The organism is Alistipes intestinihominis, assembly GCF_040095975.1.
GTDB lineage: Bacteria > Bacteroidota > Bacteroidia > Bacteroidales > Rikenellaceae > Alistipes > Alistipes senegalensis.
In genome coordinates, this window is sequence record NZ_JBBMFL010000025.1 from 17,813 (window position 1) to 29,004 (window position 11,192).

Annotated in this window: 6 protein-coding genes; all 6 read left to right on the forward strand. The window is 58.0% G+C overall.

Features of this window, described 5'->3' with window-relative positions; all coding sequences use genetic code 11:
• Positions 1-2: 2 nt before the first annotated feature.
• Genes WMO46_RS14815 through WMO46_RS14840 form a run of 6 tightly spaced genes read left to right on the forward strand, consistent with a single transcriptional unit; the run spans position 3 to position 11,055 of the window.
• Positions 3-1,841: a formylglycine-generating enzyme family protein gene (locus WMO46_RS14815; protein ID WP_349094593.1), complete on the forward strand. Its 1,839-nt coding sequence runs from the start codon at positions 3-5 to the stop codon at positions 1,839-1,841.
• Between the two features lie 10 nt (positions 1,842-1,851).
• On the forward strand, positions 1,852-3,276 hold the full coding sequence (locus WMO46_RS14820; RefSeq protein ID WP_349094594.1) for a family 43 glycosylhydrolase: 1,425 nt from the start codon (positions 1,852-1,854) through the stop codon (positions 3,274-3,276).
• 30 nt (positions 3,277-3,306) lie between these two features.
• Positions 3,307-4,110: an SDR family oxidoreductase gene (locus WMO46_RS14825; RefSeq protein ID WP_129650397.1), complete on the forward strand. Its 804-nt coding sequence runs from the start codon at positions 3,307-3,309 to the stop codon at positions 4,108-4,110.
• Positions 4,111-4,128: 18 nt separating this feature from the next.
• Positions 4,129-7,080, forward strand: coding sequence for a glycosyl hydrolase 115 family protein (locus tag WMO46_RS14830; RefSeq protein ID WP_349094595.1), 2,952 nt, complete (start codon positions 4,129-4,131; stop codon positions 7,078-7,080).
• 22 nt (positions 7,081-7,102) lie between these two features.
• Positions 7,103-8,086 carry a family 43 glycosylhydrolase gene (locus tag WMO46_RS14835; RefSeq protein ID WP_288662010.1) on the forward strand — a complete coding sequence of 328 codons (984 nt, stop codon included), beginning with the start codon at positions 7,103-7,105 and terminating at the stop codon, positions 8,084-8,086.
• 44 nt (positions 8,087-8,130) lie between these two features.
• On the forward strand, positions 8,131-11,055 hold the full coding sequence (locus WMO46_RS14840) for a glycosyl hydrolase 115 family protein (RefSeq protein WP_410520089.1): 2,925 nt from the start codon (positions 8,131-8,133) through the stop codon (positions 11,053-11,055).
• Positions 11,056-11,192: the final 137 nt, after the last annotated feature.

Genomic DNA, 11,192 nt, shown 5'->3' on the forward strand with positions numbered 1-11,192 from the left:
TTATGAAATTCATCGTGAAATTACTGGCACTGACTTTTGTGACCATACCGTTCCTGTTTTCCTGCAAGGACGAAGAGATTACCGAACCCGGCGTACAGGTAACCACCCTCGATTTCTCGTCGGTCGGAACCAATACGGCCGTCGGCAGCGGCTACCTCACCAAAGGCAACGCAGAAGCGCTGACGGAACGGGGTATCTGTTGGAGCACCTTCGCCGATCCCACCGTCGCCGACAGCAAGGCCGTCTCGACGGACGATGCAGCGGAGCACAGTTTCTCCGCGCAGCTCACCGGCCTCACGCCCAATACCTGCTACCATGCCCGGGCCTATGTCTCGGACGGCAGCGTCGTACACTATGGCAATCCGATCACTTTCACGACCAAAGACCGGCCCGAAGAGGGATGGTGCCTGATCGAAAGCGTTACCGGAATCACCCCCTCCTCCGCCACCGTCAATATGACCATGGCATCCGACGGCGGCAATGACATCGCCCAAATCGGCGTCTGCTTCTCACAGACGGCAGAACCGACGATCGACGACGAAGTGCTGTTCACCGAGGGCGGCCGCGATTTCTCGGCGGAACTTACCGACCTGAAACAGAACATGCAGTACTACGTACGCCCCTACATCAAAACTGCGGACGGGCAGATCACCTACGGCGAACAAGTCGCATTCCGCACCATCAACTTCATCGTCACCAAAGCCCCGTATCCGGGCTATAAGACAGCCTATCTCTTCGGAGAGACGATGAAGAACGAATCGGACCCCTCGATCGAGCGCGGATTCTGCTGGAGCGAAAATGAAAACCCGACCATAGAAACCGACCAGTTCAAGATGATCAGCGGAACCGTGGGTAACTTCAACCTGCTGGCCACGGGCTTCGAAAAGGGCAAGACCTATCATGTCCGGGCCTACGCCAAAAACTCCAGCGGCACGCATTACGGCGAACAGATGACCTTCACCACCAAGACAGGCAGCATCCTGCCGGGCCTGACGCTCGAAGACATGGTCCTCGTAGAAAAAGGCTCCTTCCAGATGGGTTATCCCCAATCGGCTACCGTACCCAACCTTTTCAGCGGCAAAACGCTGAACACGGAAACCGTACACTCGGTAACGCTGACCAAGGATTTCTATATCTGCCGTTACCAGGTGACCTGCGAGCAGATATGCGCATTCCTCAACAGCCACCCGATCAACCGGTCTACGAGTCTCGTCTACAACACCTATCTCTTCGGAGCCACCAATACGCGCCCCTTCTCGTTCAAGGCGCCGATGGACGGCGGCACCTCGATATTCGAACCCAACACGAACTGTGCACGCCGCCCTGCGGCCAGCATCACGTGGCTGTGCGCCTACGAATATTGCCGCTGGCTCTCGGCCGAACTCGGCGTAGAGGTGCGCCTGCCGACCGAGGCGGAATGGGAATACGCAGCCCGCGGCGGCAACAAGAGCCAGGGCTATCTGTTCAGCGGCAGCAACACGGCCGGCGAAGTCGGAGTCCGCACCAACAGCAGCACCGGCACTCAGAACGTCGGGTCGTTGAAAGCAAACGAGTTGGGCATCTACGACATGAGCGGGAACACGTTCGAATATTGCGAAGATGTCTATGCCGATTTCTACTACAAGGACGGAGCCGTAGATCCGTGCAATAAAAACACCAACGATCTCACGGGCCAGCCGAGATGTATCCGGGGCGGCAGTTTCAGACATTACAACGCAGATCAGACCAAAGACTATCAGGTAGTGACACGCCGGGGCCGTGCCGGCAACGGCAATACCGACTGCGGCAACCACTCGGGAATGCGTATCGTCATGACGAAACTCCCCGCAACCCTCGATTAACCCGGCTACGATGAAAAGCAATTATCTGAAATTCGGAATCGGAATACTGATGATCCTCCTTTGCGCATGCGAAGGGGGATCATCGGAATCCGATGGCGATCCCGAAGGTCCCGCCCCCGAAACCAAGCCATTCCTAAGCATACTGCCTACGACGAAAACGGTAGGCACCGCAGCCGGGGAGTTCAATGTTTCGGTCAGCAGCAACACCTCCTGGACCGTCGAACCGCTTGCCGAATGGATCAGCATACCCGTGCGCGAGGGCGAGAAAAGCAGCTCCGTAAAGATCCGCTATGAATCCAGCACGGTGACTTCCCGTTCGGGCGAAGTGATGTTCAGCGCCGAAGGCGTCGAGCCGGTGAAGCTGCGGGTGACGCAGGGCGACAAGACCTTCACCAATCCGCTCGGCGGAGTCCCCGACCCGTGGATCATCCAACACGACGGCTGGTATTATCTGTGCAAAGCTCATGGAAACGGCATCAATTTATCCCGCTCGAAAAAACTCACCGAACTGACAAGTACGCAACAGGTTTTCGCCGCTCCCAGGGATACGGAAGGAAACAAGCCGTGGAATGTCGCCAACTACTGGGCTCCCGAACTGCACTACATCGACGGCCGCTGGTATATCTACTACACCGCAGGCCGGCCCACCTCGGAATTCGGCGGGCACTATTATTCGCAGCGCAGCGGCGTTCTGCGCGCCAAGAGCTCCGACCCGTTCGGCGAATGGGAGGATATGGGCATGCTCTACACGGGCGACCACTACACCGAAGGCATCGTCCCCACGCTGGAAAACACGGAGTATTTCGCCATCGACCTGAATGTCATGGAGATCAACGGGACGCTCTATGCCGTCTGGTCAGGCAACCCGGTCGGGTCCACCACGCAGAGCCTCTTCATCGCCGAGATGAAAGATCCCTGCACCATCGGTTCCAACCGAGTGAAGCTCTCCGACCCCGACCAGCCCTGGGAACTGCTGACCTCGACCATCCAAGAGGGCCCCGCCATGATCAAGCATGGCAACAAAGCCTTCATCGTCTACTCCTGCAACGGCTCCTGGACCAAACAATACCGGCTGGCCTACCTGGAACTGGACGATATCCGGAAAGACCCGATGAAGCCCGAGAACTGGAAGAAATCGGCATCCTACGTCTTTTTCCGCAACGACGACATCCGGGCCAAGGACAACACCTATCAGGAAGGCATCAACGGCGAGCCGGGTGGAGTCCACGGCGTAGGCCACTGCTCGTTCACCAAATCTCCCGACGGAACCGAAGACTGGATCGTCTATCACACGAAACGATTCCGCGAAGACGGATACGAAACCTATCGTTACACGTTCGTACAACGGTTCGGATGGAATGCCGACGACACGCCGAATTTCGGCACGCCGGTCGGCTGGGAAGAGCCCGTGGTCGTCCCTTCGGGCGAAGAATAAATACGAGACCCTAATAAATTCAACAAAAAAATGAGTGATTTAAGAGGCAAAGTTGCCATTGTAACAGGCGGAGGCGGAGTGCTGGGAGGAAATATCTCGGACAGCCTGGTCAAAGCCGGAGTAAAAGTAGTCATCCTCGACATCCGTCAGGAAAACATCGACAAGCGGGTGGCGGCACTCTCCCCCTACGGAGAAATCGCCGGATTCACCTGCAATGTTCTCGACACCGAAAGTCTGGAAGAAGTGAAGAAACAGATACTCGAACGCTGGGACCACATCGACATTCTGGTCAACGCCGCCGGCGGCAATCTCCCCGGTGCCACGCTGCGCGAAGACCAGACGATCTTCGACATGAAGATCTCGGACCTGAACCGGGTGATTGACCTCAACATGTACGGTTCGGTCTATCCCTGCCTGGTGTTCGGCAAAACGATGGCCGAACAGAAATACGGCGTGATGATCAACGTCTCCTCGATGGCCACCTATTCGGCGATCACGCGCGTACTGGGTTATTCGATGGCCAAAAGTTCGATCAATATATTCACCCAGTGGATGGCTATGGAGATGGCGCTCAAATTCAGCGACAAGATTCGTGTCAACGCCATCGCCCCGGGCTTTTTCATCGGCGACCAGAACCGGGCCGTACTGATCAACCCGGACGGCTCCTACACCGAACGCAGCAAAAAGGTGATGGCCCACACACCGATGGGACGTTTCGGCGACATCTCCGAACTGAACGGAATCGTGAAATTCCTCTGTTCGGACGAAGCGAGCTTCATCACAGGCGCCGTCATTCCGGTCGATGGCGGATTCAGCTCTTTCAGTGCAGTATAACCGGAAAAACGAACCGAGATGAAAAAAACGCTGATCCTGATTGCCTTCATGCTCGGACTGTCCGGTCCGAGCATGAAGGCTCAGGTGCGGCTGACCGAAAAGACCTCCGGCAAGGAGGTTTTCCGGCTCTCCGCACCGAACCGGCAAACGGTTATCCGTTACGACGCCAATGACGCAACGGTCGTCGGCAAGACGGCGGAGCTCCTGGCCGCAGACCTCGGTCTCGTCACAGGACGGCAGGGGCTGACGACGACCGGCGACACACTTCCCCGCAACGCCGACGTGATCATCGCCGGAACGATCGGCCAAAGCGCCCTGATCGACCGACTGATCGCACAGCGCAAAATCGCCGCCGACACGATCGCAGGCAGCTGGGAGCGCTACCTGATTCAAATGGTCGCCAAGCCCTTGCCGGGCGTCTCCGAGGCGCTGGTCATCGCCGGAAGCGACCGCCGGGGAACCGCCTATGGCCTTCTTGCCGTTTCGGACGCTATCGGCGTAAGCCCGTGGTACTGGTGGGCCGACGTTCCCGTCAAGCCGCGCACGTCGCTCTACCTGCACGTTCATCCCGAAGTTTCCAAAACGCCGTCGGTCAGATACCGGGGGCTGTTCATCAACGACGAAGATTGGGGGCTGCTGCCCTGGGCGCGGCATACGTTCGACCCCGAACGGGGCAACATCGGCCCCAAGACCTACGCCAAAGTCTGCGAACTGCTGCTTCGGCTGAAAGCCAATTACCTCTGCCCGGCCATGCACGAAGCCTCCACGGCTTTCAACAAGATTCCCGAAAACAAAATGGTGGCCGATTCGTTCGCCATCGTCATGGGATCGGTGCATTGCGAACCCCTGTTGTTCAACAATGCCAGCGAATGGGACCGCAAGACGATGGGCGAATGGGACTACGTAAAGAATAAGGAGGGCATCAACAGCGTACTGCGCCGGCGTGTCCGGGAGAATGCCGCTTACGAAAACGTCTATACGCTGGCTCTGCGCGGCCTCCACGACCGGGCCATGACCGGCAGCAGCGACATGAAAGAACGCGTCCGCCAGTTGGAAGGCGCCCTGCACGACCAGCGGCAGCTGCTCGTCGATGAACTGGGCAAACCCGGAGAGGAGATCCCGCAGGCTTTCACCCCGTACAAGGAGGTGCTGGAAGTCTATTCAAACGGTCTCGAACTGCCGGACGACGTGACGATCATTTGGCCGGACGACAACTACGGCTACATGAAACGGTTGAGCGGCGAGCGCGAACGAAAGCGTTCGGGACGTTCCGGTGTCTACTACCACGCCTCCTATCTGGGCAAACCGCACGACTATCTTTGGATTTCTTCGACCTCGCCGGCACTGATGTACGAAGAGCTCCGCAAAGCCTATGACGCCACAGCCGACCGCATCTGGCTGCTGAATGCCGGCGACATCAAGGCCTGCGAACCGGCCGTAGACCTCTTTTTGGCCATGGCATACGACATCGACCGGTTCGACTACGCGAATGCGGCCGATTATCAGGCCCGGACGCTCAGCCGGATTTTCGGCAGCCAATATTACGACACTTTCCGCGAAATCACCGCGACGTTCTACGACCTGGCCTTTCAGCGCAAACCCGAACTGATGGGATGGGGATACCAATGGGCGACCGACAAACACGGGCGGGAACGAAACACCGACACGGATTTCTCCTGCGCCAACTACGGGGAAGCCAGCCGACGCATAGCCGAATACGACCGTATCGGCAAACTCGCCGAAAAAGTGATGACCAATCTTCCGGAGATTGAAAAACCCGCTTTCTACCAGTTGTTGTACTACCCCGTCCGAGCCTCGGAACAGCTCAACAAAATGATTCTCGACGGGCAGCGGAACCGTTGGTATGCCCGGCAGGGCCGTGCCGCCGCCAACCCGCTGCGCGATGAAGTCCGGGCGCATTACGATTCATTGCAAAACCTTACAGCGGGCTACAACGAACTGCTCGGCGGCAAGTGGACCCGAATCATGACGACACGCCAGGGCTTCGCCTGCTCCTATTACCAGTTGCCGGAGTTGGACAGCGTCACCTTGCAGTCCGGAGCATCGTTGGGCGTCTGGGTCGAGTCGGAGGACGTACTTAAAGGTCAGCGCAGTTTCCACGCGCTGCCTGCTTTCAGCGTCTACACCCGCCGCACGGGACGGATCGACGTATTCAACAAAGGCGACAGGCCGCTCGTCTGGACCGCCTCTCCTTCCGACGAATGGATTCGCCTCGACCGCACGTCGGGAACGACCTCCACGCAACAGGAACTGACCGTAGAGATCGACTGGGAAAAGGTTCCCGTCGGAGAACGCATCCTGGGATCGGTCCGCATCGACGCCGGCAGCGAACGGGAGACCGTACTCGTCTCGGTCTTCAACCCCGCCACTCCCGCACCGGCAACGATCAAGGGCCTGTATGTGGAGGACAACGGATGTGTCTCGATCCCGGCCGCCGGCTTCCATCGCAAATTTGAGAACGAGCAGGTGAAAATGACGCTCATCGAAAACCTCGGATACGAAAAGGAAGCCGTCATGATGGGACATCCCCTGAGCAGCGTGCAGCGTACCGGAGGCCGCAATACGCCTCGTCTGGAATACGATTTTTACAGTTTCAGCAGCGGATCGGTAGACGTATACACCTACATGCTGCCCACCTTTCCGCTGAGTGCCGACCGTCCGTTCGCCCATGAAACCTCATCGACGGAGACCAAATACGGCGTGGCGATCGACGAAGGCCCGGTGATGAACCCCACGACCTCCTCGTTCGAATATGCACAGGCTTGGTATGAAAACGTACTGAAAAACTGCGCCGTGAAGAAAACCACGCTGCACATCGACCGCCCCGGCAGGCACACCGTCAAGATCATCTGCGGAGATCCGGGCGTCGTAGTCCAGAAGATCGTCCTCGACTTCGGCGGCATGAAACGCTCCTACGCCGGACCTCCCCCGACCGAAGTCATCCGATAAACAACAAAACAAATAAAACCCGATGAAGAAACTCCTCAAAACACTGGTTCTCTGCGGCATTCTTTTCCCTGCGTCCGGCATCCGGGCCCAGAACACCTACACCAATCCGGTCATGGATTTCGACATGCCCGACCCGACGGTAATCTGTGCCGACGACGGCTGCTTCTATCTCTACGCCACGGAAGGCCACGGTTACAGCATCCCTATCGTCCGTTCCTCCGACCTGGTGAACTGGGAGCGCGTCGGCACGGCTTTCAGCAAGGAAACACGCCCCACATTCGAACCCAAAGGCGGACTCTGGGCCCCCGATATCAACCGGCTGAAAAAACAATACCTGCTCTACTACTCGATGTCCTACTGGGGCGGAAGCGAGACATGCGGTATCGGCGTGGCGACGGCAGACAGCCCGCAGGGTCCTTTCAAAGACCACGGGCCTCTGTTCCGCAGCAACACGATCGGCGTATTCAACTCCATCGACCCGGAGTTCGTCCGCGAGAAAGGCCGCAACTACCTCTTCTGGGGCAGCTTCTGGGGCATTTATGCCGTGGAGCTCACCAAAGACGGACTGGCCGTGAAGGCGGGCTGCGAGCCGAAGCAAATCGCCGGAAGGGCTTTCGAAGCGACCTACATCCACAAACGGAACGGCTACTATTACCTTTTCGCCTCGATCGGTTCCTGCTGCGAAGGTCTCAACAGCACCTACACCACCGTCGTCGGACGCTCCCGCAACCTGATGGGTCCCTACACCGACAAATCCGGAAAAGGGATGCTCGACAACGGCTACGAGGTGGTCATCCGGCGCAGCGACCGTTTCGCAGGGCCCGGACACAACTCCGACATCATCACCGACAAGGCGGGCGACGACTGGCTGCTCTATCACGCCGTGGATTCCCGCGACCCGCGGGGCCGCAAACTGCTGCTCGACAAGATCGAGTGGATCGACGGATGGCCGACGGTGCGCGACGGGCACCCTTCGGACACCCCACAACCGACTCCTCTTTTTTAACCATAAAACCTGAAAACGACATGACAAGAATGTGTGTTAGAACGATGGTCCTGACAGCGCTGCTCTCTGTATGCGGAGTTGCCGGAGCGATTGCGCAAATTTCCCTGGCGACGGGGAAACCCGCCGGCAGTCAGTTTCTGCTGGCCGGCAAGAACTCCGGGGCGACCCTCTATTACGACAGCCGGGACTTCGAAGTAGTGAAACGTGCCGCCGGGTTTCTTTCGCAGGACATCGGCCTGGTGACAGGCCGCAACGCCACCGTCCGAACGCTGCCCGCAGCCAACGAAGCGACGATCGTAGTGATCGGCACGCTGGGACATAACAGCCTGATCGACAAACTGGTGTCCGAAGGTCGGCTGAACGTGGACAAGATCAGGGGCGGCTGGGAGCAATACGCCGTCGAGGTCGTGGAGCGCCCCGCTGCCGGCATCCGCAAAGCATTGGTCATCGCCGGATCAGACCGCCGGGGCACCGCCTACGGCGTATTCTCCGTATCGGAGGCTATCGGCGTAAGCCCGTGGTACTGGTGGGCCGACGTTCCCGTCGCAAAAAAGGACCGCCTTACGCTGGACGTAAAATCCTACCGTTCGAAAGAGCCGTCGGTCAAATACCGCGGTCTGTTCATCAACGACGAGGATTTCGGACTCAAGCCCTGGGCCGCCAAAACCTTCGAGCCCGAAGTGGGCGACATCGGCCCCAAAACCTACTCGAAAATCTGCGAACTGCTCCTGCGCATGAAGGGCAACTACCTTTGTCCGGCCATGCACTCCTGCACCAAGGCGTTCAACTACTATCCCGACAACAAACTGGTCGCCGACAGTCTGGCGATCGTCATGGGATCGGTGCATTGCGAGCCCCTGCTGTTCAATAACGCCAGCGAATGGGACCGCAAGACGATGGGCGAATGGAACTACGTCACCAACAAGGAGGGCATCAACAAGGTGCTGCGCAAACGGGTCGAAGAGAACGGCGCCTATGAGAATGTCTACACGCTGGCGATGCGCGGCATCCACGACGCCGTAATGGCCGGCAATCTGACCCTCGAAGAGCAGGCCCGAGTGCTCGAAAAGGTGTTCGACGACCAGCGGCAGATCCTGAGCGACGTGCTCGGCAAACCCGCCGATCAGATCCCGCAGGCTTTCACCCCATACAAGGAGGTGCTGCACACCTACGAACACGGCATGAAACTCCCCGACGACGTGACTATCGTCTGGGGCGACGACGATTTCGGTTACATGAAGCGGCTGAGCAATGCCGAAGAGCAGAAACGCAGCGGACGTTCGGGCGTCTACTACCACCTCTCGTACTGGGGTCCCCCGATGAATTTCCTGTGGATCAACACCAATCCTCCGGTACAGATGTACACCGAACTGAAAAGGGCTTACGACACCACGGCCGACCGCATCTGGCTCGCCAACGTAGGCGACATCAAACCCGCCGAAAACGCCCTTTCGCTCTTCCTCGACATGGCGTGGGACATCGACGCCTTCACGGTGGAAAACGTCGGGTTCTACTACGCGAACACGCTGTCGAAATATTTCGGCGAACAGCACCGCGACGCGCTCCAGCACATTTTCGACGAATATTTCAGTCTGGCCTTCGCCCGCAAGCCCGAGCACATGCAACACCACCTGGAACAGCATTTCGCCGAAGACAACTACCACGAAGCCGAACGGCGCACGGCCCGTTACGCAGCCATCTCAGCAGAGGCCGATGCGATCTATGCACAGCTGGACGAAGACTCCAAACCGGGTTTCTTCCAATTGGTCTACTATCCGGTCAAAGGCGCCGCACTGCTCAATATCGCGTTCCTCGAAGCCCAGCGCAACCGCTGGTACGCGGCACAGGGGCGCGTGTCGGCCAATCAGGTCCGGGAACGCGTGAATGCCGCCATCGACGAGTTGCGGAAAATCACGAAGGATTACAACGAGCTCAAAGACGGCAAATGGCGTTACATGATGACACTGGCACAGGGCGGCTGGAGAGACATCTACGTCCCGCCTACGAAAAAGGTCGAACCCGCAGCCGTACCGGGACTGGGCGTTCACGCCGAGAGCGAAACGCTCCACACCGGAATGGGCAACTTCCACACGCTGCCCACCTTCAACCCCTTCACCGACAAATCCTATTACGTTGACGTGTTCAACACGGGCAACGGTGAGCTGGAATGGAGTGCGCAGCCGTCCGAACCGTGGATCAAACTCGACAAGACGGCCGGCAGCACCCCCTACGAACAGCGGGTGAACGTCTCGGTAGACTGGGACAAGGCGCCCAAAGGCCGCAATCTCAGCGCCCGGATCGCATTCAAGGGCGCCGGAGCGGAGAAAACCGTATACGTCTCGGCGTTCAATCCCGCAGAGATTGTCCGCGACAGCCTGGCCGGCCTCTACGTGGAGGATAACGGCGTAGTGTCGATCGACGCCGCGGGTTTCCACCGCAAATTCGAACGCCACGGCATCACATTCGACAAGATTGCACGTTACGGATTCGAAGACACCGTCGTGCAGTTGGGCGATCCCTTCGCCAAGGCCGACTTCTACCCCGGTCTGGAACTGACCTCGAATTACGTGGCGCCGGCTCCGCTGGACCGCTATCCGATGATCGAGTACGATTTCTACTCTTTCACCACGGGTCCTATTGATGTCTATACCTACATGGTGCCGCTCTTCCCGCTCGACGATGAACACGGTACGCGCTACGGCGTGATGGTTGACAGAAGCCCCGTCTACCTGCCCGAAGCCGGAGCGCCCTATTACAGCACGCTTTGGATACAGAGCATCATGCGCAACTGCCGCATCAACAAAACCTCGCATATGATCTCCGAACCGGGCAAACACACCGTCCGCATCTTCGCCGCCCATCCGGGCATGATGATTCAGAAAATCGTGATCGACTTCGGCGGTATGAAGTATTCCTATATGGGTCCCCAACCGACCAAAGTCGAAGCTAAAACCAAATCTGAAAAATAAATGCGCACACACATGAAAAAAGCACTGTTCAAATTCAGTTACGTGATGTTTCTGACACTGTTCATCGGCATCACCGGAGCCGAAGCAAAAAAAGATCAGAAACAGTCCCCGGTCTACCGTCTTCCCGACGACTTGCA